Origin of the sequence: Dyella silvatica (assembly GCF_026283955.1) — a bacterium.
In the GTDB taxonomy this organism is placed as follows: domain Bacteria; phylum Pseudomonadota; class Gammaproteobacteria; order Xanthomonadales; family Rhodanobacteraceae; genus Dyella_C; species Dyella_C silvatica.
The window spans coordinates 14040-37050 of the sequence record NZ_JAPDPE010000017.1 but is presented as its reverse complement, the minus strand read 5'-3'; the positions used below and the strand labels follow the sequence as shown (position 1 = coordinate 37050).

Genomic DNA, 23011 nt, shown 5'->3' with positions numbered 1-23011 from the left:
AGATTACCGTGCCAGCCATGACCATGGGTGGGCGGTGTGTGACGCCATTATTTTCGTTGTTGCGAGGGCGCTCCTGTTGTGCCGCTTATCGCCCAGCCAGCATGTTTTATCGCCAGCACGGCAACAGCGGTTCGCACGCGAATTTCATTCTCCACGCGACCGATCACACAGTTTCAGCGGTGTGGGAAACGCTAACGACATGGTCGAGCGAGACATCGATGTGCAAGCTTGCAAACGGGGGACGCAATCCTTGGCTTTCCGCCGAAGGCTTCCGAAAACCGGGCGCTTTAATCCATCCGATGGATAGCAGCGATAACTGCTACGTGCGTGTGCAATAGATGTTCGTTGGGTCATTTTCTACGCCTTGTGGTTTTCTGCTTTGCACACAGTTTTCGCATGAAATTGCGGCTTGTTTGATCGCTTGCTCAACACGGCCGCGCATGAATTTTTGCGCTACCCGGTTAACGATTAGCGCGGTATTACCGATTCAATTCAGCTGAAATCGTTGCTGCATCATGCCGTGGTCGCAATTATTTGTGGTTGACTGCCCTTGGTTTTTGACATCGAATCTTGCGTTGCCCGCGCAAGGCTGGCTAATCGCAAGACTAAGGGGATAGGCAATGCGAATTCGTAGGCAGGGAGCTTGCCTTGTTGTTATGGCGTGGATGCTCATCAGTGGCGTGTGTCACGCCCAAACTAGCTCGGTCACCCCCGAGAACGAATACAAAAAACTGATCAAGGTCAATCAGGACATACAGCCACTTGGCGACAGTCCGTTCGGAGAGAGCGTCGGGCTATACGACGGCAGCCTGACCTTTAACCAGACCGACATCAGCATGCCCGGCGCTGGCCCTTTGTTGCAGCTATCGCGTTCGCTCAAGGCCACTGGCGAAGACGCCTATCCTCTGGGCGCGGAAGGCGCGTTTGCGGATTGGGAAGTCGATATTCCGCGTATCGAAACCAATTCGGCCAACCAGGCAAACGTGACTGGTTGGATAACGGCATCGAATAACCTGCAGCGTTGCACCTATTTTGAGCCGCCGCCGCCGGTCACTTCATCGCAGCCGGGTGGTGATCCGTGGGGGCCGAATCAGTGGTGGTATGGCTACCATTTGATCGTGCCGGGCCAGGGCAGCCAGGATCTGCTTGCGCGCGGCAGCATCAACACGCTTTCTCCACAGATCAGTGGCATGAGTTTTCCGATCATCACCACGCACCACTGGATGATCAGCTGTGGCGTGACTGCTGACGATGGCGGCGAGGGCTTTCTCGCGCTTGCTCCCGACGGCACGCAGTACACGTTCTCCCATCTGCTTTATCGTCCCATGGCAACGCTGACATCGGCGCTGGGCACCGGTCCGATGGTTGCCGCACGAGGTGTGCGCCCCATGCTGGCACCGTTCAACATCCTGTATCGACGGGATGCCTCGATGCTGGTGACCAAGGTGCAGGACCGCTTCGGTAATACGCTGACCTACAGCTATGACCCTAGCAGCGGTTACCTCACCGGCATCACTGCCAGCGATGGCCGGCAGATAACACTCCAATATGGTTCTGGCACGACGCTGGTCAGTTCGGTGACGTTGCAGTCGTCGACGGCAGCCCCGCGTACCTGGACCTATCAGTACGGTACGTTCAATGGCGAGGGACATCCTCCGACACTAACTGGCGTGCAGTTACCCGATGGCAGTGCCTGGTCCTACAGCCTGGGTGCATTCCAGCAGCCGCAGATCATTACCGATGGTAGCGATTGCAAGGCAGGCAACATCGCCACCCTTTACACCGTGCCGGTCTCTGGCTCCATCACGCACCCCTCCGGTTTGACGGCGACTTTCAACTTGCTGGCGATGATGCACGGACGTTCCTACGTGCCCAAGCAGTGCTACGGCAGCCTGGCTACCGGGACATCCGCACCCTACGCGGTGATGCCGCAGCTTTACGCTCAGTTATCGTTGACCAGCAAAGTCTTCACCGGTGCGGGTCTGCCCACGGAAACCTGGGCCTACAGCTACTCGTCCCCGAACCAAAGCTGGACGACGGACGCATGCGCAAGCAACAACAGCTGCGCATCGAGCGTTTATACCGATGTGCTCGATCCGTTGGGGAACGACGTTCGCTACACCTTTAGTAATCGCTTCGATGTCAGCGAAGGGCAGATGCTGCGTACGGATTACTACGCTGGTGCCGCTGGCGGCACGATCATCCGCTCGGTCAGCAACAGCTATGCCAATCCGACCGCTGGCCCGTGGCCGACCAGCTTGGGTGTCGATCAGCAGATCGGCGACAATCGGGCGCAGGTAACCGAGCTGTCGCCACTTCAACAGCGCACGATTTCTCAGGACGGCGATACCTACACCTGGCAGGCCAGCACCTTTGACGAATACGCCCAGGCCACCCAGATAACACGCTCCAACAGTATTGCCGGCCAGAGTGCGATCACTGAGAAAACCACCTTTCTCAACGATCTGCCGCACTGGGTGCTGGGTTTGCCACAGGAAGTGGACAACCTCACCACCGGCGAAACCGAAAGCCTCAACACCTACAATCTGTCCAACGTGACCTTGCAGTCACGTGCCCGGTTCGGCCAGACCTTGATGAGCTACACCTTTGACGGTCAAGGTCAACTCGCCAGCTTCACCGATGGTCGCAGCAACACGACCACGTTGAGCAATTACAAGCGTGGCATTCCGCAGGCGATTGGTTATGCGGACAAGACCACGCAAAGTCTGGTGGTCGATGACTTTGGCCAGATTGGCAGCATCACCGATCAGGCCGGCAACACCACCAGCTACAGCTACGATGCGGTGGGGCGTGTCACTGGTGTGACTTATCCCACCGGTGACGAGGTGTCCTGGTACCCCACGACGCTGGCCTACAACTTTATTCCCAATGCCGAGCGCGGTATTGCCGCCAACCATTGGCGCCGCACCACGACGTTGGGCAACGCGATTACCACGACCTATTTCGACGCCATGTTGCGCCCGGTGCTGAGCGATACCGCGATCAGCGGTACCGCCAATTCCGATATCAGCGCGCGCACCGACTACGACTGGAAAGGACAAAAGACCTTTGTGTCCTATCCGGTCAGTGGTGCGCCGGACCTCAGTGCGATCAGTAGCGGTACCAGCAGCATCTACGATGCCCTGGGCCGATTGACCCAGACCCAGCAGGCCTCCGAGCTGGGCACGCTGACCGCTACCACGGCCTATTTGTCGGGCGCGCGCCAGCAGATCACCGACCCCAAGGGTTATGTCACCACCACTAGCTATCAAGTGTTCGACCAGCCGTCCTACAGCGCGGTGATCCAGGTGCAGGCGCCGGAAGGGATTACCCAAGCCATCACGCGTGACCTCTATGGCAACCCGACGGTGATCCATCAATGGGGCAGTACCGCTAGTGGCAGCGGCGACGTCAGCAAGACCTTGACTTACGACAGCTATCACCGCCTCTGCCAGACCACTGAGCCGGAGAGCGGCAGCGAGGTCACCGCGTATGACGGTGCCAACAATGTCGCCTGGACCGCTTCGGGCCTTTCGATCAGTGGCACCGGTTGCGGCCAGGAGCAAGTGGCTGATGCTGCCAAGACCACCTTTGGTTACGACACCTTGAATCGGGTGCTTACCCTGTCGCCGCCCAGCGGCACTCAGAGCACCGTCTACACCTACGATCTGCTGGGTAATACGGCGACGGCCACCTCGGGGATCAGCACTTGGTCCGCGCAGCGCAACAAGCGTGCTCAGCTGACTTCGGAAACCCTGAGCGTCACTGGCAATGGCGGCAACGTGCTGCGCTATGGTCATGACAGCTACGGCAATCTGCTTACCATCAGTTACCCCGATAGCACCATCATCAATTACGCCCCCGATGCGCTGGGTCGACCGACCCAGGCGGGTAGCTATGCGACGGGGGCGAGCTATTTCCCCGACGGTAGCTTGCAGAGTTTTACCTTCGGCAACGGTACCAACTACATCGCGGAGCAAAACACCCGTCTGCTGTTGAGCAACTTTAGTTATGGCAAGGGCAGCACGCTAAACCTCAGCGAGGACTACGGCTATGACGCCAACGGCAACATCAGTGGCATCACCGACCTGACGACGGGCGGCACGCGTACCAAGACCTTTGGCTATGACACCTTGAATCGGCTCACCCAGGCGCAGGCTACAAACCTGTGGGGCACCGAAAGCTATCAGTACGACCCGCTCAACAATTTGCGCAGCCGTACCAGCAGTGGCCAGACCTTTACCTACAACTACGACGCCACCAACCGCTTGGCCTCGATCACCAATGGCGCCACGACCACCAGCAGCTTCCTCTACGACAACCGCGGCAACATCACCACCAAGAACGGTAATACGCTGGTTTTCGATGCGAAGAACCAGCTGCTGCAGATTCCGGGCTTTGACAGCTATGCCTACGATGCCAGTGGCCGCCGGGTGCTGAAGACGCCGGCCAGTGGTAACAGCTCGACGTATTACTTTTATAACCAGGCCGGGCAGCTGCTGTATCAGTTTGACGGCGGCACCACCAAGACCACTGACTACATCTACCTCGGCAAGAAGATGATTGCCCGTAACGAGGGCTATGCAACCAGCGTGCTCGGCGGCATCGATGGCATCAATGTCGGTGTCCTGGGCAATGGCTTTGTTTCCGGCTGGGCGTGTTCCAGTGGCTTGACCCAGTCGATCAATGTGGACTTGTATGTCGGCGGCCCGCTGGGCACCGGTACGCTGATTGGCCGCTACAGTGCCAATCAAGCCAGTGAGGCGGGTGTGCTCAGTGCCTGTGGGGTTACCACGGGTAGCTATCGTTTCTATATCGCGCTGAGCAACGCCACGCAAAGCCAGTACGCGGGCAAGGGCGTTTATGTCTACGGCATCTCACCGGTAGGCAACAGCAATGCGTTGCTGACTAACTCGGGGGTTTATGTGGTGCCCGCCGCCCCTTCGACACCGGTGGCCCCGACGTCGACCAGCGCCACCGTGGCGAGCGATCTGTCCAGCATCAGCGTGAGCTGGACGGCATCGACCGGCGCGACCAGTTACATCGTGCAGCAACAGGTCAATGGCGGCGCGTGGACGGCGCTGGTCAACGGTAATACCACCAGCACGACGATTAGCAACCCGGCCGATGGCAGCTACGTGTTCCAGGCGCAGGCCTGCAACGCGAATGGCTGCAGCGTGTGGACGGCATCCAGCGCAGTGAAGGTGGCGCATATCCCGCCGACTCCGGCCAGCATCAGTGTGCCGGCGACCAGCAACGGGCCTATTGCGATCAGCTGGGCGGCGAGCGCCACCGCCACGCGTTACGACCTGTATCAAAGTTTCAATGGAGGCACCTGGGCGCAGGTTTATAGCGGCCCGGCGACCAGCACCACGATTACCGCTACCGCTTCTGGCAACTACAACTATTTTGTATCGGCTAACAACGCCAATGGCTGGAGCGGGCAGTTGGCCTCCAGTAGCACGGTTGTGGTGACGATACCGCCGGCGAGCGCGCCGAGTTTGACGGTGCCGGCCAGCAGCAACACGGGTAGCTACAGCGTGAGCTGGGGCAGCGTCAGCGGTGCCGCCAGTTACACCTTGCAGGAGCAGGTCAATGGCGGTGGCTGGAGCACGGTACAGGCCAGCAACGCAAACAGCTGGAGCACCAGCGGTCGCGGCAATGGTACCTATGGCTATCAGGTGCAGGCATGCAACGCTGGGGGCTGTGGGCCGTGGAGTGCTGCAAGCGCGGTAAGTGTCTTGCTAACCCCGCCCGTGCCGACGGGGTTCCAAACCCTGTCGAGTAACCCGAGAAAGGGTAGTGTGACTGTCGGATGGAATGCGGTCGGCGGGGCCACCAGCTACACCGTGCAGGTAACTGCTCCGTCAGGTGGAGTCACGTTGAATACGGTCACGGCCACCAGCTACAGCACGATATGGCTGCAAACCAGCGGGGTCGCCACATTCAGAGTCAACGCCTGCAACGCGAATGGTTGCTCCGCATGGAGTGGCCCCCTCACTGACCCGATCTCCTCAATTTGAAGGGCCAAAGGACATGGCAATGAATACAAGCCGGCGTTTACTGATGCTGTTGATCCTGTGGCTCAGCTGGGGTGCCATAGCCCACGCAGCTACAGTGACCTACGTCTATACCGACCCCCAGGGGACGCCGTTGGCGGAGGCGGATGCCAGCGGCAATATCACCGCTACATTTGACTACCGCCCCTACGGGACCCAAGCGCTTGGAACAGCGCCAAGTGGGCCAGGCTATACCGGGCATGTGAACGATCCAGAGACGGATCTCGTTTATATGCAGGCGCGGTATTACGATCCAAATAGTGGACGCTTTCTTTCCATGGACCCCATTGGGGTATCACCGGGCAATGGGTTCAATTTCAGTCGCTACGATTACGCGAACAATAATCCGATAGCGAACATAGACCCTGATGGTCGACAGAGCACTATGGATGCGGGATGGTGGGTTGGCCAAGCCACTATGTCGCAGCAAAGCCCTCAGCAGTTTCAACAGCTTAACGAGCAAAATGCAGCGCAAGCCCAGGTAGTGTTGACTTCGATAGCGACCATGGCCGCAGCTCCGGCTGTGGGATTCGTTGCACGCACTGCGGTCGCTGTCGCCGCTGACTCTCTTGCCTCCGGGAGTCTTGCTGCGGGATTAATGGCTAATGGTGAAGCGGTAACGGCCAGTGGTGCACTGCTGGTAGAAGGTGCTGCAGTCGCAAATGGAGTCGTTTCCCCGTTTAGTTCAGAGGCGTTGGTGGTGCGCGGAGGAGATGCTGCCAATCAATCTGCAGCAAAAATTCAAGGTGCTATTGGTCCAAGCAGGACGCCGGGAGTAATTGGCTTTTCCTGTCAATGCGATGGGGGCACCGACCTTTCAGAACTGGGTTCATTTCTCCGCAATAATCAAGTTGGTGTGACAACTGTGGGAGATATTCGGGCAGCTGGGGGGGAGGTTGTCGTTACGCCAGGCTACGGACATCATGTCACAGTAACGAACCTTAGCGGGGAGCAGGCTAGCCCGTTGATGAAAATTCAGAAAAATCCCAATCCACTAATAACGAAGGGCAAATGATGTTACCTATCCTTCCAGTGGATTTTAATAATGCCGACGACGATTGCACTGTGCGCCTTGTGACCCAGGCTACGCGTGCATTTTTAGATCAAGAATCTCTGCAGCTGTATGAGGGTATGGACGTGTTGATTACGGATGAGGAGTTGACGGCTCGCGCTGAAGTAAGGTTGAGGGATGGCGTATGGGTGGCCGTTATACAGGGATGGTTGGATCCATAAACACCTAAGCAAAAACGTCAGAGGTCAGAGCGAGCCATCTATAGTGCTAGTGCGGACAAGGTTATCACTGATGACATCACTCACTACCACATAAAGTTGACTGCTCGGCTAATGCTTGCAATGCATCGAGCTTGTAGATCCGAGATGGCGAACACTTGCATACGCTGGAGAGCTCTAGTTGCTGGTGAAGTAAGGTGTCGCTGGACAGCGACGCCCACGACGGAGCCGTTGTGGACGATGTAGCCGGGTCAGACATGAAGCACCTTGGCGATAACGGCGTATGCCGGGCAGATTACCGTGTCGGCTATGACCATGGGCGGGTGAGGTGGTAAGAATTCAGCCTGTTGTCTAGACAGAAGCGATGGGTCCGCGCATGACGTAGAGACTAGGGGCGCTGCAATCGAGGAGCACTCTAAATTATCTGTACGATGCAGGTGACGTCAATCAAGGTGAAAGTAATCAATATGCCGTTTGCACGTTCCATAATCATTCTGGCTGGACTGCTGGCTAATGGGCGCGTCGGCATTCGAGTCACCAGGCTCAACCGTATGGTTTTGACGTATACGACGAAGCAAGAACCGGCAAGCTGAGACATCAGTCCTTCAGTGCACCAGAGGTTAGGCTGTGTTGGTTAGGGTTTGGCAGAGATTGGGGAGCTTGGGCTCTTTCTGTCGACGAAACCGTCCATGTATTGGCACAGAGCAAGCGACGCCACCTGTTCTGGCGCCTCCCGGCTTATCGCGTGATCTCAAGGATTCGCGACCAAGGTCATTACGGCTTCTCGCGTTGCGCCGTTCCGCACGGTTTGCAATACCACACGTGTCCCCACCGGGTGTTTCCACATGCCTACCAGGCCATCGAAGCCGAGCTGGCTGATCGGGGTGTTGTCGATGGCGGTGATTTGATCGCCGACTTGCAAGCCGGCTTTTGCGCTGGGTGAGCCGGGATCGACGCGGGTGATGACGATACGGTCATGGGCCAGGCGATCAAAGCTCATGTCGTGCCAGGTGCGCTTGTCGGTGGCGGGTTTGGCGAAATGCTGCCCGCGTTCGAGAAACAGCTGCCGGTGTTCGTAATCGAGCGTGAGCACAAAGCGCGAAAGAATCCCGTATCCGATATTGCCGGCCAGTGAGCTTGAGGCAAAAGCGCCTGCCTTGGTCCCTATGAGGCTAGTGTGGGGATGGCTGATGGTATGGCCGCCGAGGGTCAGCGTGCTTATATCGAGATCGGTGGTGATGGATTTTCCGCCGACGCCGCGAGACTCCGAGGTTCTAGCACTGGGTTTGGCGACCATGCCGTGGGCCTTGGCGAATGGAGCGAATACGGTCAATTCGCCGGCGTCGCCGGTATCCAGGCCGAACACGCCTTGCGCGCCGTTGATACTGGCCTCGACCCGCGGTGTGCGGCTGTCGAAGGTAAGCACTGCCGGTGTTGCGCTGCCGGTATAGCGAAAGCTCGCCGTGGGGGTGAAGGTCAACTCGTGCCGGTCGTAGTCGATGCGCGTTACGAAGCGGCGTAATACCTCGTAGCCGATCAGGCCGGCGACCGGCGGTCGGTCGCCGCGGTCGGTCATGATTCTTGGCAGGTCGAGTATGCCGAAGCGTTGATCGTCGAGTTTGATCTGGCCCAGCCGATAGGATTCGATATGGGCGGTTTTCATCGATGCGGTTGCTTCGCCCGCGCCGGCGACGGCAATGTTTCCCTTGCCGTTGATGCCCAGTTGCTGGGCGGCGGCGGGCGTAAGGATATTGATGGCGCCGGTATCGAGCACGAAGGGCAACGGCGGCGCGCCATTGATCGATAGCTGGACCAGAATCCAGCTGCCGTAGGATTCGAACGGCACCGTGGCGGAGGTGGCGCCGTCGACGATTCGCGCATCGCAAGCGGTGGATGCCGGCATGGCAAAATGGGCTTCATCGACGTTAGAGAGGGGCTCGAAGCGCTGGACCCGTAGCGTGGCGTCGTATTGCGCGTCGCCATTACCTTGTCGTTGCGCGAAGGGAAGCCGCAAACCGTCGACGAGGCGGTAGTCCGAATACCGTGTGGTGGTGACTTCGTTGGTATCGCTGTGCTCCACCGTGCGATCGAGCAAGTGGGTCTTGGCGTCGACCCATACTTCGAACGGCTGGCCGTCTTTCGGGCTGATGCGGATGGTTTGGAATTCGCGGCCGGCCTCGCGTTTGCTGCCCAGAAATTGCATCTGGGCGGGGGCGGTTGCCGGGTCTTTGAACCAGTCGTTGCGCGTCATATAGCTATCACTCACGGCGGCGCGGCGTGCTTGCTCGGTCTCCAGCACCGAGACGAGATTCTTCTCGTCCAGAAACCAGCTGTGTTTGCCGTCGTACCCCTGGCCGCCGCGTTCGCCGCCGGTGTCGGTGAATATGGCGTTGCGACCGCTGCGCAGATCGGCGCGTACGGTGCTGTGTCCCTTGATGCCGCCCTGCAGGGTTTCGGCCTCGTAATGGAGTTCGCCGATGGCATCCCAACGCGAGCCGCCGCTGGCGGCTTTCATCGCGGCAAAGATGGCGCGTGGGTCGGGGCTGGAAGGGTTGGCCGATGCGTATAAGGGGGCACTCAAGCCAAGCATCAGTGCGATGCCTAGCGGCAACAGCTTGCAGATCACGGTTATTTCCTACATGGTGCGCAAGGTTGCCACATTAGGAGAAAAGTTTACTGTTTTACAGTAAACTTTGGTTACTTGATGATAAATATTGATTGTGTTAAAGCCAAGCGAAAAGCCCGCTGGCTACGTTATGTCATTGTTGCGATGATGCTGGCCGTAGTGGCGGCGAATCTGGCGTTGGCCTGGCTTGGTGCGGGCAGTCACGCGGCTCGTGGTATCGCGCTCAATCTGTCGGTATCGGACGATTTGCTTCAGCGGCCCATGCTTGCGCTGATTCAAAGCGTGCTGGTTTCGCTGATTTTTCTTGCCGGGCTTTATCGACTGGTGCGTTTGATGCGGTTGTTCGAGCAGGGCGAATTTTTCAGCGCACGCGCCGTACGCCATCTGCGCGTGTTTGCACTGTCGCTGCTGTCGGGCACCTTGGCGAGCTGCCTGTTGCCGGCGATTGAAATCGTCATCGCACGCCTGCTTACACCGCATACGCCCGCGCCGGTGACAATCAGCTTTGCTGTCGACAGTTCCGATGTCTGGCTGGCCATGATTGGCGCCTTGTTCTTTACGATTGCCTGGATCATGGAAGAGGCCGGGCAATTGGCCGAAGACAATCAGCTGATCGTCTAAGCCATGCCTATTCTCGTCAATCTCGATCTCATGCTCGCGCGCCGCAAGGTGAAGTCGCGCGAGCTGGCCGCCCATGTGGGCATTACCGAACAGAATCTCTCGTTGCTCAAGTCGGGCAAGGTCAGGGGTATTCGCTTCAATACGCTGGAGCGTATTTGCGAGTATCTCGACTGCCAGCCGGGCGACCTGCTTGAGTTCAAGGCGGGTGAGGTCGATAGCGACGATGACCCGGGCGGCTTGTTGTGAGCCGCCGAGTGGTTCGCTGATTCAGTGCCTCTAGACAGCCAGTGGCGGAACCTCAGGCCTTGAAGAGATAAATCGCGTAGCCGGATGACAGAGTGCGCATGAAGCGCAGCATCCACAGCGGAACCTTCAATAGCCCAAAGGCTGCCGCGCTGCGCGAGATCGAGGTCACCTGCTGCATGCGATAGCCTGCTGCCGTGAAAAGCTGATCGGGTCGATCGGCGGCCGTCAGTGATGCACCGAGGTCGGCGATCCGGCGTCGCACCGATCGTGCATAGCTGTGCAGGAATTTTTTCGTCATCAGATCGCAGATCAGCGTATGCGCCGGAAACGCACTACGCAGCGTGTAAGCAAGATGCTGGCGAGCTGGCGGGTCGAGATAAAGCAGCACGCCTTCGACCACACAGATGACCGGCCTGTGCCTGGCGTACGGCGCCAGTTTTTCTGCCAGCGCCCCGGTCGAGAAATCGATGGCGATCCGTTGCAATGGATTGGGGCTATCGGCTACCGGTAGCCGTTGGTTTTTGTAGGCGATGATTTGCGGCTCGTCCAGTTCCAGCCAGCTGCCACCGGGCAGGCGGAAAGGCCGGGTGTCGAAGCCAGCACCCACGGTGACCACCAGCAGGTCGGGGTGCGCTGCCAAGGCGCGGCGGAGGTGATCGTCGATGATACGCGCGCGTGCCAGATTGCTGGCGTTGGCTTTTTTCTCGGCTTTGAAGCTCTCGAAAATCTGCAAGCCACGCTCGTCCATGAAAACTTTTGCAAAGGTATCGCCGCATACGGGATATGCACTTTGCGCGTCCTGCATTCTTACCCCACAGCAATAGAATGCGGTGTTCGAGATGGGTTTCATGGGTGACTCAGCGGCCAGATCAAGTGGCTCACAGGCCAATTCACAGCTCATGCAGAGGGGGCTCCAGAGATCAGGTTCGCGTCAATGCTGCTGAGCATACATGCGTCGCTGCGCCGCATGGATGCCTATCGGTGGGTCAAGGGCAGGGGCGGCATTGCGAGTGCCGGTACTTTCGATAACGCCGAGTGGCTGTGACTCGGGCGAGCATGTCCGGCAAGCCGGCGGACGCTTGGATTGGCGAGTGCCGCGGACAACATGCGTGGCTACGAGCAGTGCCCGTTGTCCGTAGGCGTGCGGACAACGGGTATCCAAGATGCCGGGCCATGCGCTTACTCACATAGCGGCCGCCGCCGCCATGTCGGCATGCTTGCTCGGCGTGGTTTTGCGTTTGGCACGATAGTCGGCTTTGAACTGGCTATAGACGGCGTAGATTTGCTCTGGCTCGGGAATATCCACGCCGGCAAGCTTGCCGATGCGCGAGACGATTTGTTTGCGGATCTTCTTGATCACCGTATCGCCGAGGATGGCATTGAGATTGCGCACGGTCTCGAATACCGGATGATTGATGAACTGATCGCCCTGCAAGAACACCCAGGCCGACCTCAGCACGATGGTTTTCTCGTAATCTGGATCGGCGGCTTCGGCGATGGTTCGGCGGGTGTAGTTTTCGAAGCCCACGGAGTGGCGCATCTCATCCTTGGCCAGCTTGGCGGTGATGTCTTTGAGCACCGGTTCGCTCACGCTTTCCGAGGTCGCCAGATACATATTGCCGGCGACGATCTCGGAGATGACGTTAAAGGTGAGCATCTCCGTCCTGGACTTGGTCATCGGGGTAATCGTGCGGCCTTCCATCAGGTATTGGCCCGATAGCTGCACGCCATTCATCGCCAGCCACTTGGTCAGCGCGTGGGGGTGCTTGGTCTCTTCGTACAGCCACACCGCAAGCCACTGGGTAAAGTCGATATCGTCCTCGAACATTTCCATGAACGAGCGAGTGGCCGAGTAGGTGGTCAGCTCGCCGAAGGTGATCGTTTTCACCATCTCGATCAATGCCGGGGTCACCATGGATTTGTCGATATGCTCCCAGTCGACGTCGCGCATCAGCCAGCGAGCTTTTTCGGCGACGTCGAACAGTGAGTAGTAGGACAGATCGTTAAAAATATCCCTCACTTGTGCGGTCATGGAAGCGTCCTCAAAGATGGGTGGAACTTCAGGTTCAGATGAGTCGGTTCGCGGGTTGGTATCCGTTTGCAGCTTGACGAGGTCGATCGCGGCGACATCCTTGATAACTAAGCCATGCCGCCATTGACACTGATGATTTGGCCGGTGATGTAACTCGCCGCGTCGGAGGCGAGAAAACCGACCAAGGCCGAGACTTCCTCGACGCGTCCGGCACGTTGCATGGGTACGATGGCCTTGAGCAGCGCCGGGTCGAATTTGCCCTTGGCCATGCCGCCATCGATGACGCCGGGAGCGACCACGTTGACGGTGATGTTGCGATTCGCCAGCTCCTGGGCCAGCGATTTGCTGGCGCCGTGCAAGCCGCTTTTTGCCGCGGCGTAGTTGGTCTGTCCACGTACGCCGGTAATGCCGGAGACCGATGACATATTGATGATGCGACCCTTGCGCTTGCGAATCATCGGCATCAGCAGCGGCCGGGTGACATTGAAAAAACCATGCAAAGTCGTATTGATGACCTTGCTCCAGGATTCGAACTCCATGCCGGCCATCGGTACGTCGTGAAGCGTGCCAGCGTTGTTGACCAGCACATCGATGGTGGTGTGCTCGGTGAGTTCGGACAGCAGTTGCTGGGTCAAGGCAGTGTCGCTGATGTCGAACACAATCACTTCGGCCTTGCCGCCCTGGTCACGGATTTGCCCGGCCACGGCTTCGGCTTTCTGTGGGTTTTTGTTGGCATGAACGTAGACATGCAAGCCGCGCTGCGCCAACTCCATGCAGATGGCTGCGCCGATATCGCCACTGCCACCGGTTACCAGTGCTGTCTGCATGGCCAGCCTCCTGTCTGATTAATCCTGGACTTCATCGGTCACCAGCGAAATCGTGCCTTCGGCCAGCGTCTTGCCGTCGATCGTGCCGTTGACGTGATACTGATAAATGCGCGGCCCGACCAAGATCACCTCGGACGTCAGGATCAAGCGAGAGTTTGGATGGGCATCCAGATAACCTTCTTCGAAACTGAAATTGCGCGTGACAGCAAGATAGGCCGACGAGATCGGGGTGAGTTTGTTGTAGCCCACCATCGGTTTTTTAGTATCGATAGCGTTGATGGCGAGGTGAATCGCGGCGGCCTGGGCGCCGTACTCGATCACATGGATATACGATAGCCGTCCATTGACCTTCAACGGATTGTTCGCATCCAGATGCGAGGTCGCGCTGCAGACGATCTTGCTGTCGTCCCACGACTCCACGCAATCAAGCAATAGCATCGGCCCCTGATGCGGAATAAAGGCGGCAAGCTGCTTGGTGTCCATCCGCTGGGGCAGGTCTAGCATGGGGTGACCTCGACACTCAGAACCTGATCATGGGAATAGGCGAGCGCAACGGTATCCCGCTGCTGTTTGGCCAGGGCAATCATTAGCGGCAAGACGCCTGCCGTCGACGAGCGCGCGCTGACCCGCGACAGGTCGGCATTTTCGATCGGAGTGACTTCGGTGCCGTTTTGCAGGCTTAAGCGAATCGCGGCGATGGAGCGCTCGCTGGGATGCGGGCTTAACAGAAAGCCGACGGAGAACGGATCGATAGGCGTCGCATGCGGGTCGATTTTCAATAGCGCCGGCGCGTCGTAGGCAACATATAGAATCGGTGCCGATTCGGTCAGCGACGTCGTATAGGACTGCAGCAGGCCTACGGCCAGGCTATGTGCCGCTGCGGTCACGGTGGTGGCGCTGGCGGTGTTCTTCAGCAGAATGCCCAAGTGTCCGGCGGCGGCATTCAAGATCACATTCTGGAATTTGGTCGGCGAGACCGGCTTGCCTTCCAGGGTTAGTGAGTAGCAGATGTGGTGCGCGATATTTAAATCGCCTTCTGAGCTGGCGAAGACCAGTTCGATATTGTTGAGGTCGGCATCGGTGCCTTCCAGGGCTTTGTCCGCCGCATGGATGGCCAGCTGCATGTGCTGGGTGGTCTTGCGTTTGATGCCGGAGGAAAGAAACGTCGATTGCAGCGGGCCGGTGATATCTTCGCGATAGGTCTCCGGGGCCAGCAGCGTATGGACCGCCTCCTGCCAGCTCGGCAGGCCCGGACCATAGAGGCTGATGGTTTCGATATAAAGCGGCTTCAATGCGTTCTCCCGAAAATCAGCGTGGCGTTATTGCCGCCGAAGCCCATCGAATTGGTCAGCCCATAGCGGATGCGGTGCGATTGGTTGTCGAGAGCGATATTGCATTTGAGTGAGCTGTCGACAGCATGGGTATTAAGGCTGGCGGGAACCAGGTCGTTTTCCATCCCAAGCATCAGAATGATCGCCTCGGTAATGCCGGCCGCGCCCTGGGTATGACCGGTCCAACCCTTGGTTGAACTGACCAGCACCAGGGCGCCGAAAATGCGATGCACGGCGGCATCTTCCGCATCGTCGTTCATCGGCGTGCCGCTGCCGTGCGCATTGATGTAGTCGATGTCTTTCGCATCGAGGCCTGCGCGTTTGAGCGCCAGCAACATGGCCGCCTCGATGCCTTTGCCTTCCGGATGAGGGGCGGTCATGTCGTAGCCGTCGGCGGTTTCGCCGTAACCGATCAGCTCGATAGGCGCCGGATCGTGACTGGCTTCGGCCGGTTGCTTTTCCAGCAAGGCAAAGCCGGCGGCGGCACCGATGCTGATGCCATCGCGTTCACCATCCCAGGGCCTGCACGGCTGGGTGGATAACACGCCTAGCGAGCGAAAGCCGTTGATCAGCGTTTCGCTGAACGATTCCACCCCGGCAACGATAGCTGCATCGCATAGGCCCATTTGCAGGTAGCGATAAGCCGTGGCGAAGACCTTGGCACTGGATGAGCAGGCGGTGCCGATGGTGGCATAAGGGCCGCTGATATCCAGGCTCTTGCGGACATACTGCACGGTGGCGTCGAGGCTGCCGCCGTGGGTGTAATTGCTTCCCGGGGTCAGATCCAATGCGACCTGGCTCTTTTGATAATCGTCTTCGACAAAACAGATGCCGCTGGTAATCGTGCCCAGGAAGCAGGCAACGCGATGCTTGCCGTAGGTTTTCTTGGCTCGTTCGACGGCTTCGATAAAGCCGTCTTGTTGCAGCGCGGTCTGTGCCATGCGGCTGCATTCGTTGTCGTAGGCGGCCAGATCGCCTTCGATCGGATACAAAGCCTCGGGGTTGACGAAGCCGAACCAGGTGCGACCAAGTTCTCCCATCGAATGTTCGCGCAAGCCGCCAGTCTTGTTTTTTATGGCACTGAGCGTTGCTGTATTTCCCACGCCCAGGGCACTCGTGAGCGTATAGGCGGTCACGTAGGTCGGTAAAATCGCCATGTCCTAAGAACTCCAACAACTTTGTACGCGCGATTCGTTTGTCATGCGGCCGATGCGCCCACAACGGCCATCGCCGAAGCGATGTTGATGTACCGAGAGTGCAATAACCGCCATGGCCAATACGCTGCCAGTTTTACTGCCTTGTCGCAGCCAGCGGCGTCGAATGGAAAGATCCCGCGGCAATCTCGGTGTCGTCACAGTCCAGGCAGCTGAAACTAAAGCTTTCTTCGCTTTTGCTGCGGATCCTGACGGTGAGTGTGTTACCCGGTTTTAAAACGGATAAGTTCTTCACTTTGGTCATGCGCTTGAGATGCAGGTCGCCGCGAAATTGCGCGAAGGCAATCCGCACATGCTCCATGATCACCGCGCCAGGAATAATCGGGTTACCGACGAAATGACCGTTGGACGCGGGGTGATCCTTGGCGATGGCCGTTACGTATTCGAACTCACTCGGCTCAGGCGGCATTGGCTTCCCTGGCTTCGTTCTTCGCTAGCATTTTTGCCGCCACAAAGGCATGCAGGCTGCGAACATTGGCATAGGCTTGCCGGGTCGCTTCGTCATCGACCTTCAATTCGACCTTGAAGCGTTGATTGATGACGGCGCCGATTTCGAGTGCGTCAATCGAGTTCAAATCGAGCTCACCGCCAAACAAGGGGGTCTCGGGCGTGATCTCAATATCGTTGTCTAGATTGAGCGTGTCGACGATGAGTTCGAGGAACTCTTGCTCTGACGGTATGACCATGACTACTCCTTATGTCGATGGGAGCGATTTCGTAAATTTCACCCATGCCCGGCCTTAGATCGGCCGTTTATTGGTGCGTTACAGAAATTAATGGCTTTAAACTTTATCTTGGTGTTTGTAACGTGATTATTTTGTGATGAGGTTAGCTATAAATAATATCTAATAAATTATGGCGTGATAGATCAGTGAAGAGTCGTCGTAAGTCTTATTTATTGTTTAAAACGCCGTCCAGTTGGCGGCGCCGTTGTGCTGCCGCGTAAACCAGCGAAAAGAAGTTTCGATGCCCGCGCTTATAAAGCTCGCAGATACTTTGTCGACGAGGACCGTGGATGGGTCCAATCCACGCTAGGCGTCAGCATGAAACGCAAGTTCATCGCGATGCGATTTGCATTGCATGCAGTTCTTTCGAATGTCCAACACGGCGATGTGAAGCGTATGTGATAGCTATCGCGGCGTGCCTTGCGTGCTGGCGAGGGCATTCACGCAATCTGGATATTTGTTCGGACCATGATGACGGCGCGATGGTTTGCGTCGTCATGCGCATGACATCGTTCGGTCGGAGACTCCGCTGGCCGAGCAGGGGCGGCAGATTGCACATTGCCTAGATCGCGCCGTATCGATGTAACGATTGATACAGCGCTTTTCCATTCACGAGAAAGGATATCCATGAAACCTCTATACGTATCCGTTGCGTTGGCCGGTGTGTTTGCCTTGAGTCTGCTCGGCCCATCGGCCAGTCATGCTGCTACGCCAGGCGCGGAAAAGCATGCGTCGACGTTCCCTTGCGATGACAATCAATTTCTCAGCGATCAGCAATTGTTCGAAAACGGTCAGCTCAGCCAGGACGTCGCGGAAAATGTGTGCGGCACGGTGACCTTCGTCTACCCGAAGAAAAAAACCCGCAGCGGTTGGCATGGTTATTTTCTGGTCCAGGTTGCACCTAACTCGGTGATCGAGATCGTCTCGGATCTCGATCAGATGAACGCGCCGGCATGGCCGTGGGTTGCCGTGGGTGACAATGTCACCGTGCGTGGCCGTTACTACTACGACAACGATTCCAGCCAGGGTATCGATTGGACCCACCACGGAACCAGCTCGAGCTGGCGGACGGCGGGCTACGTTGTAGTCAATGGCGTCGAATACCAGTAAGTCTTTAGTGGCTGGGGCCGGGTGTCCGCGTCCCAGCCAGTTCGATAGACGGAGCTTCCGGATCTTCTCGTAGGTGGTGTGGCGGATGCGCGTATCACGTCGAATTTTTCAGGGCGGGCATCGCCTGATCACGCATCGGTAATCGTCACCAGATCCAGTGCGCCGCGCAATGCGGCGGGTCGCGCCACCAGGTCTTTCAAGGTGTAGCCGTCCAGCACATGAAGGAAGGCCGTATGCGCTTCATCAAGCACATGGCGCAGCTGGCAGACTGGGGTAATCGGGCAGCTGTTTTCTCCGCCAAAGCATTCGACCAGGGCGAAGTCGGGCTCGACGGCGCGGACGATCAGGCCGATCGGGACATCTACCGGCGTGTTCGCCAATCGGAGGCCGCCGCCGCGACCTCGCAGGGCATCGACATAGCCGAGGGCAGCGAGGCGCTGGGTTACTTTCATCAGATGATTCTCTGAGATGCCGTAATGCTCAGCCACCTCATGTATCGACGAACGCCGATTACCTTGAACCGCCAGAAACATAAGCAGGCGCAAGGCGTAATCGGTCTGGTACGTCAATCTCATGGATGCGAGTTCTCGGTACTCATGGCAGTTCCAACGGAGGCTGGTTCGAAAGCCTGACCAGTGAGCCTTGGCGTACGTATTTGCGAGTGTCGGCAGTGGCATCGACTCGCCGTCGGCGACGGGCGGCATGTCGTGCTCATCGATGAGTGTGAGTGGGTAGCCATGGCGGCGGCCGCAGTGTCATGTACAGATCTGCGGCTGCCTTTCATCGGCGTGCTTACGGCTGATTATCTGGGTTGCCTGCACAGATCCAACCTACAATGACGCCATCGGCGTTGTAGATCGGCAATAAGGTCTGGCCTGGCAAGCATGCAGGCGGATGCTCGTTAAAGGCTAATGGACTGGCGTGACGTACACCGCTGGCACTTGCCGACAACGCGACCACGATCAGGGCAATCCCTACTAGCGCTTTGTTCATGCGATTCACTCCCGTTGCACCAGGCGCATTTACCCGTTACGGCACATACCCTGTGAGCGCCCGATAACACCTGGTATGCGAGAGTTCGGCGGGCATCACCATAGCGTCTGCTTCGGTGTCGTACTAGGCGATTTTGACGGCTTGGGCAGAAAATCTTGTGAGGGTATCTTCACGAAAGATGGGTGATCGATCTAAACCCAGCGACTGGTCACATGGACGGCCATGGCTTTATGCCATCACACTCGAAGCGCGATTGACCACGGGATCGACTTGGATGCACCGAGGTACTTCGGCGTGATCGATAAAGGCTGTAGGACTGTCGTCGCGTTGCGAAGAAACTTGCCGAGTAGCGCCGATGCCTATGATGCGACGACGGATCGATCACTTTATCTACGCAAGGCTGGAGCGCCGTGCGTCATCCAGATTCGATCGAGCAGGTGATTACGATGAGCATAGGCTGTGAGCCATACATCACGGAAGCTGTGGTTGAGGAGTAGCACTGTGCTCATCGCCGGCGGGCTGGGGCGGCTGGATGGGGCTGGTATGCCTTGGCTCGCCGGGCCAGGTCATAAGTCATGTTGTTATGTTATAACATTGCTCGGATACTCGTTTGCATTACTCACCAGCTCGCTTCGCGGGCTTTCATGCATCGGGATGGCACACATGAAGCAAATGATGGCTCTGGCGCTGACAGGCGCGCTGGTCTTTGCGGCGGGATCGGCCGCCGCCGATGAAGGCATGTGGACACTGGATCATCTGCCGGTGGCGCAAATGCAGCAGCACTACGGTTTTACGCCGAGTCAATCATGGATCGATCTGGTGCAGCATGCCGCGGTGCGGCTGGCGGAAGGATGCTCCGGCTCGTTCGTCTCGGCCGATGGCCTGGTGATGACGAATCATCACTGCGCCAATAGCTGTTTGTCGCAGCTATCGGCAAAGGGCAAGAACTACATGTCTGATGGCTTCAGTGTGCAGAAGCAGGAAGACGAACCGAAATGCCCGGATGTCGAACTGAATCAGCTGGATTCGATGACCGATGTCACCGCCCAGGTAAGCGCGGCCACCGCTGGGAAGAGCGGCGCCGATCGCATCAAGGCCGAGCGTGCGGTGAGCAGCAAACTCGAACAATCCTGCATAGCCGGCGATGCCAAGACCTGGCGTTGCGATGTGGTCATGCTGTATCACGGTGGCCGTTATGCGCTTTATAAATATCGCCGTTATCAGGACGTACGCCTGGTCTTCGCGCCGGAACAAAGCGTCGCTTTTTTCGGCGGCGATCCGGACAATTTCAACTTTCCGCGCTATGACCTGGACGTGACGTTTTTCCGCGCCTACCTCGATGGCAAGCCGGCAAAGACGCCGCAATTCCTCAAGTTCAACCCGCAGGGGCCCAAGGCTGGCGACATGACATTCGTGGTCGGCAATCCCGGCTCGACCCAGCGCGACACACCGTGGACACAGCTCTCGGCGATGCGCAATTACACGCTGACGCCGTCATTCGGTTACCTGTCCGAGCTGCGCGGCGTGCTATGGCAATACACCCGCGGGGGTTCACAGCAGGCCAAGGAGGCGCAGGATCTGCTATTCGGCCTGGATAACTCGCTCAAGGTTTTCTCCGGCTGGCTGGATACCTTGAGCGACGCCGATTTCGCGCAGCGCAAGCAGCAGCAAGATGCTTCATTGCGCGATTGGATTGCCGCCGACCCTGCGCGCAAGGCCACATACGGCGATCCCTGGGCCGAGCTGCAGCAGGCTCAGCAGCGCGGCAAGGAGTTGCAAGGCCGTTACAGCATGATCCAGGGCGGCCGTGGTTTTGGAGTGGGTACACAGTTGTTCGATAACGCACGCACCTTGGTGCGTGGTGCCGCCGAACGTGCCAAGCCCGATGGCGAACGCCTGCCGGCTTATCGCAATGCGATGGAAAAAATGCGCCAGCGGCTCGGTGCGGACGATGCTTTCGTGCATCAGGTGCTTGGCAAGCAATCGCCCGATCAACTCGCGCAGGCGCTGGTCAGCGGTACCAAGCTGGCCGACCCGGCGGTACGCAAGCAGCTTTGGGACGGTGGGGCGAAAGCTATCGCCGCGTCCACGGACCCGATGATTGTATTTGCCCGCCAGATCGAGCCACAGGCTGCTGCCGTGCGCAAGCAATATGAAGCCGAAGTGCAGGCACCGACCAGCAAGGCTGATGAAGCCATTGCCAGGGCACGCTTCGAGCGCGATGGTACGGCCAATTATCCCGACGCCACATTTACCCTTCGTCTTTCCTACGGCAAGGTGGCCGGCTGGAACGAAGACGGTAAGCCGGTGCCGCCGTTTACCGACTTCAATGGCTTGTATGCGCGTGCCACTGGTGCCGATCCGTTCAAGCTCCCGGACAGCTGGGTGCAGGCGAAAAGTAGCTTGAATCTGACTACCCCGATGAACTTCGTCACTGACAACGACATCATCGGCGGCAACTCAGGTAGCCCGGTGATTGATCGCGAAGGCCGCGCGGTAGGCCTGATTTTCGACGGCAATATCCACTCTATCGGTGGCGACTTCACTTACGACAGCAGCAATAACCGAGCCGTTGCCGTGGACACCGCAGCCTTGGTCGAGGCAGTGCGCAAAGTCTATAAGTTACCGTTGCTGGCGGATGAGCTGATCAACGGCCACCGATAATCCAGCGCGTTTTTATAGGCCTGGCTTTAGCCGGCATGGACTGAGCAGGCGAGCCAGCGATCCATCCGGTCGCAGGCTCGATATCCCCGGCTCGGACTGGCGCCAGTCACTCCGGCTGGCCGATAAGTCACGTCGTCTGCGGCGGCATGACACTCCAATCAACGATGACCTGATGATGAAATGGACTAGCACAGCGTGCATCCTCGGACTCGGCTTGTCCGTACTCGCTGCGTCCAGTACGCAAGCTCGCGCGTGGCGACAGTACGGTCCGCATGTGCATGGTGTGTCGAATCTCGATGTGGTGCTCGAAGGCAGTGCGCTTGAAATCGCCTTGGCCGCCCCTGGCCACAATATGGTCGGCTTCGAACATCCGCCTGCTACGCCCGCAGAGCATCAACGGCTGGATGCTGCCCTGGCTTTGTTGAAGTCACCGGCGAGCTGGCTGATACCTGCCCGCGATGGCGCTTGCAGCTTGCTTGAAGCGAAGGTCGAGCCGCACGGTTATGACCGCGGCGACCAACCTGCCGATGGCGGCAACGATCACACCGAGATCCACGCGCACTATCGGTACCACTGCCAGCTGCCTGCACAGCTAAAGCAGCTTGAGGTCAACTTGCTGGAGCATTTTCCTGAAACGCGAGAGGTCGTGGTCAACCTGGTACTGCCCAGCCGGCAGGATCAACAGATCTTGCAGGCGGGGCAGCACCGCGTTGACCTCATGCCATGAGCAGCAGTGTCCCCAATCCACTGCTGGCATGTCGTGGCTTGCGTTTTTCCTGGGGCGGGCAGGGCGACATGCTGGACCTGCCCGATTTTGAAGTGGCGCGTGGTGAGCGTGTATTCGTCTGCGGCCCCAGCGGCAGCGGCAAGAGCACCTTGCTGGGCTTGCTGGCCGGTGTGCTGACACCTGTCGAGGGCAGCGTGCACGCGCTGGGGCGACCGCTTTCGGCGTTGCGGGCGACCCGGCGCGATCGCTTTCGTGCCGATCACGTCGGCTATATTTTTCAACAGTTCAATCTGCTGCCTTATCTCAGCCTGATCGACAACGTATTGCTTGGTTGCTGTTTCTCCGCGCGTCGTACCAGGCAGGCCAGTACACGGCATTCGGCGCGTGCCGAAGCTGAGCATTTGCTGCGAGCCCTGGGGCTGGACACCGCGACGCTGGCTCGTCGTACCGTGAATGAACTGAGTGTCGGACAACAGCAGCGCGTAGCTTCTGCACGGGCGCTTATCGGTGCGCCCGAGTTGATCATCGCCGATGAGCCGACCTCGGCACTGGATACCGATGCACGGAATGCCTTTGTCTGCTTGCTGTTGGAGCAGTGCTCGCGTT

The 23011-nt window shown here is 58.1% G+C and carries 18 protein-coding genes and 1 pseudogene; 8 read left to right on the top strand and 11 right to left on the bottom strand.

The features are described 5' to 3' along the window. Positions 1-680: 680 nt before the first annotated feature. Positions 681-6023, top strand: a complete 5343-nt coding sequence (locus OUZ52_RS05555) for a hypothetical protein (protein ID WP_266157345.1) — start codon at positions 681-683, stop codon at positions 6021-6023. A gap of 19 nt (positions 6024-6042) precedes the next feature. After that, a complete protein-coding gene (locus tag OUZ52_RS05550; protein ID WP_266157344.1) occupies positions 6043-7074 on the top strand; it encodes an RHS repeat-associated core domain-containing protein in 1032 nt (343 codons plus the stop codon). Between the two features lie 966 nt (positions 7075-8040). Here the strand turns inward: OUZ52_RS05550 and OUZ52_RS05545 are convergent. After that, positions 8041-9915, bottom strand: a complete 1875-nt coding sequence (locus tag OUZ52_RS05545) for an aspartyl protease family protein (RefSeq protein WP_266157343.1) — start codon at positions 9913-9915, stop codon at positions 8041-8043. A gap of 144 nt (positions 9916-10059) precedes the next feature. Here OUZ52_RS05545 and OUZ52_RS05540 point away from each other — a divergent pair, with 144 nt between their 5' ends. Both OUZ52_RS05540 and OUZ52_RS05535 read left to right on the top strand, forming a co-directional pair. After that, complete coding sequence (locus OUZ52_RS05540) at positions 10060-10536, top strand: DUF2975 domain-containing protein (RefSeq protein WP_266157342.1); 477 nt, start codon at positions 10060-10062, stop codon at positions 10534-10536. Between the two features lie 3 nt (positions 10537-10539). Next, the gene (locus OUZ52_RS05535; RefSeq protein ID WP_266157341.1) at positions 10540-10782 is read left to right on the top strand and encodes a helix-turn-helix domain-containing protein; all 243 of its coding nucleotides are present in this window, start codon (positions 10540-10542) and stop codon (positions 10780-10782) included. 52 nt (positions 10783-10834) lie between these two features. Here OUZ52_RS05535 and OUZ52_RS05530 read toward each other — a convergent pair whose 3' ends face one another. From OUZ52_RS05530 to OUZ52_RS05495, 8 genes are all read right to left on the bottom strand, one after another. Further along, positions 10835-11587, bottom strand: coding sequence for a class I SAM-dependent methyltransferase (locus OUZ52_RS05530; RefSeq protein WP_266157364.1), 753 nt, complete (start codon positions 11585-11587; stop codon positions 10835-10837). 378 nt (positions 11588-11965) lie between these two features. Beyond that, positions 11966-12814 (bottom strand): ferritin-like domain-containing protein, encoded by an 849-nt coding sequence (locus OUZ52_RS05525; RefSeq protein WP_266157339.1) that lies wholly within the window; start codon positions 12812-12814, stop codon positions 11966-11968. Between the two features lie 107 nt (positions 12815-12921). Further along, a complete protein-coding gene (gene fabG, locus OUZ52_RS05520) occupies positions 12922-13641 on the bottom strand; it encodes a 3-oxoacyl-ACP reductase FabG (RefSeq protein ID WP_266157338.1) in 720 nt (239 codons plus the stop codon). Positions 13642-13659: 18 nt separating this feature from the next. Continuing rightward, positions 13660-14145, bottom strand: a complete 486-nt coding sequence (locus OUZ52_RS05515; protein ID WP_266157337.1) for a hotdog family protein — start codon at positions 14143-14145, stop codon at positions 13660-13662. Then, positions 14139-14933: a beta-ketoacyl synthase chain length factor gene (locus OUZ52_RS05510; RefSeq protein ID WP_266157336.1), complete on the bottom strand. Its 795-nt coding sequence runs from the start codon at positions 14931-14933 to the stop codon at positions 14139-14141. The genes OUZ52_RS05515 and OUZ52_RS05510 overlap by 7 nt, the downstream gene beginning before the upstream one ends. Next, positions 14930-16129 (bottom strand): beta-ketoacyl synthase N-terminal-like domain-containing protein, encoded by a 1200-nt coding sequence (locus OUZ52_RS05505; RefSeq protein WP_266157335.1) that lies wholly within the window; start codon positions 16127-16129, stop codon positions 14930-14932. Before OUZ52_RS05505 ends, OUZ52_RS05510 begins: the two co-directional genes overlap by 4 nt. A gap of 133 nt (positions 16130-16262) precedes the next feature. Next, positions 16263-16595, bottom strand: a complete 333-nt coding sequence (locus tag OUZ52_RS05500) for an ApeI family dehydratase (protein ID WP_266157334.1) — start codon at positions 16593-16595, stop codon at positions 16263-16265. Next, complete coding sequence (locus OUZ52_RS05495; protein WP_266157333.1) at positions 16585-16872, bottom strand: phosphopantetheine-binding protein; 288 nt, start codon at positions 16870-16872, stop codon at positions 16585-16587. The genes OUZ52_RS05500 and OUZ52_RS05495 overlap by 11 nt, the downstream gene beginning before the upstream one ends. A gap of 666 nt (positions 16873-17538) precedes the next feature. On the opposite strand from OUZ52_RS05495, the gene OUZ52_RS05490 reads away from it, so the two are divergent. After that, entirely contained in the window at positions 17539-18021 is a 483-nt protein-coding gene (locus OUZ52_RS05490) for a hypothetical protein (protein ID WP_266157332.1), read from the top strand. Positions 18022-18149: 128 nt separating this feature from the next. On the opposite strand, the gene OUZ52_RS05485 is transcribed toward OUZ52_RS05490, so the two are convergent. Further along, complete coding sequence (locus OUZ52_RS05485; protein WP_266157330.1) at positions 18150-18596, bottom strand: RrF2 family transcriptional regulator; 447 nt, start codon at positions 18594-18596, stop codon at positions 18150-18152. 217 nt (positions 18597-18813) lie between these two features. Next, positions 18814-19014: a hypothetical protein gene (locus OUZ52_RS05480; RefSeq protein ID WP_266157328.1), complete on the bottom strand. Its 201-nt coding sequence runs from the start codon at positions 19012-19014 to the stop codon at positions 18814-18816. 663 nt (positions 19015-19677) lie between these two features. Between OUZ52_RS05480 and OUZ52_RS05475 the strand changes: the two genes are divergently transcribed. The 3 genes and pseudogenes from OUZ52_RS05475 to OUZ52_RS05465 form a co-directional block, all read left to right on the top strand. After that, a complete protein-coding gene (locus tag OUZ52_RS05475; RefSeq protein ID WP_266157327.1) occupies positions 19678-21678 on the top strand; it encodes a S46 family peptidase in 2001 nt (666 codons plus the stop codon). Positions 21679-21850: 172 nt separating this feature from the next. Next, positions 21851-22405 (top strand): DUF2796 domain-containing protein, encoded by a 555-nt coding sequence (locus tag OUZ52_RS05470; RefSeq protein ID WP_266157325.1) that lies wholly within the window; start codon positions 21851-21853, stop codon positions 22403-22405. Next, positions 22402-22938, top strand: a pseudogene (locus OUZ52_RS05465) (ATP-binding cassette domain-containing protein); the annotation flags it as partial. The gene OUZ52_RS05470 and the pseudogene OUZ52_RS05465, both read left to right, overlap by 4 nt. Positions 22939-23011 lie beyond the last annotated feature (73 nt).

Excerpts from the sequence above, each read along its gene's own strand:
- OUZ52_RS05505 (WP_266157335.1), bottom strand. The coding sequence starts at position 16,129 with ATGGCGATTTTACCGACCTACGTGACCGCCTATACGCTCACGAGTGCC.
- OUZ52_RS05470 (WP_266157325.1), top strand. The coding sequence starts at position 21,851 with ATGATGAAATGGACTAGCACAGCGTGCATCCTCGGACTCGGCTTGTCC.
- OUZ52_RS05535 (WP_266157341.1), top strand. The coding sequence starts at position 10,540 with ATGCCTATTCTCGTCAATCTCGATCTCATGCTCGCGCGCCGCAAGGTG.
- OUZ52_RS05530 (WP_266157364.1), bottom strand. The coding sequence starts at position 11,587 with ATGCAGGACGCGCAAAGTGCATATCCCGTATGCGGCGATACCTTTGCA.
- OUZ52_RS05490 (WP_266157332.1), top strand. The coding sequence starts at position 17,539 with ATGAAACCTCTATACGTATCCGTTGCGTTGGCCGGTGTGTTTGCCTTG.
- OUZ52_RS05485 (WP_266157330.1), bottom strand. The coding sequence starts at position 18,596 with ATGAGATTGACGTACCAGACCGATTACGCCTTGCGCCTGCTTATGTTT.
- OUZ52_RS05495 (WP_266157333.1), bottom strand. The coding sequence starts at position 16,872 with ATGGTCATACCGTCAGAGCAAGAGTTCCTCGAACTCATCGTCGACACG.
- OUZ52_RS05480 (WP_266157328.1), bottom strand. The coding sequence starts at position 19,014 with ATGAACAAAGCGCTAGTAGGGATTGCCCTGATCGTGGTCGCGTTGTCG.
- OUZ52_RS05475 (WP_266157327.1), top strand. The coding sequence starts at position 19,678 with ATGAAGCAAATGATGGCTCTGGCGCTGACAGGCGCGCTGGTCTTTGCG.
- OUZ52_RS05525 (WP_266157339.1), bottom strand. The coding sequence starts at position 12,814 with ATGACCGCACAAGTGAGGGATATTTTTAACGATCTGTCCTACTACTCA.
- OUZ52_RS05515 (WP_266157337.1), bottom strand. The coding sequence starts at position 14,145 with ATGCTAGACCTGCCCCAGCGGATGGACACCAAGCAGCTTGCCGCCTTT.
- OUZ52_RS05540 (WP_266157342.1), top strand. The coding sequence starts at position 10,060 with ATGATGCTGGCCGTAGTGGCGGCGAATCTGGCGTTGGCCTGGCTTGGT.
- OUZ52_RS05500 (WP_266157334.1), bottom strand. The coding sequence starts at position 16,595 with ATGCCGCCTGAGCCGAGTGAGTTCGAATACGTAACGGCCATCGCCAAG.
- fabG (WP_266157338.1), bottom strand. The coding sequence starts at position 13,641 with ATGCAGACAGCACTGGTAACCGGTGGCAGTGGCGATATCGGCGCAGCC.
- OUZ52_RS05550 (WP_266157344.1), top strand. The coding sequence starts at position 6,043 with ATGAATACAAGCCGGCGTTTACTGATGCTGTTGATCCTGTGGCTCAGC.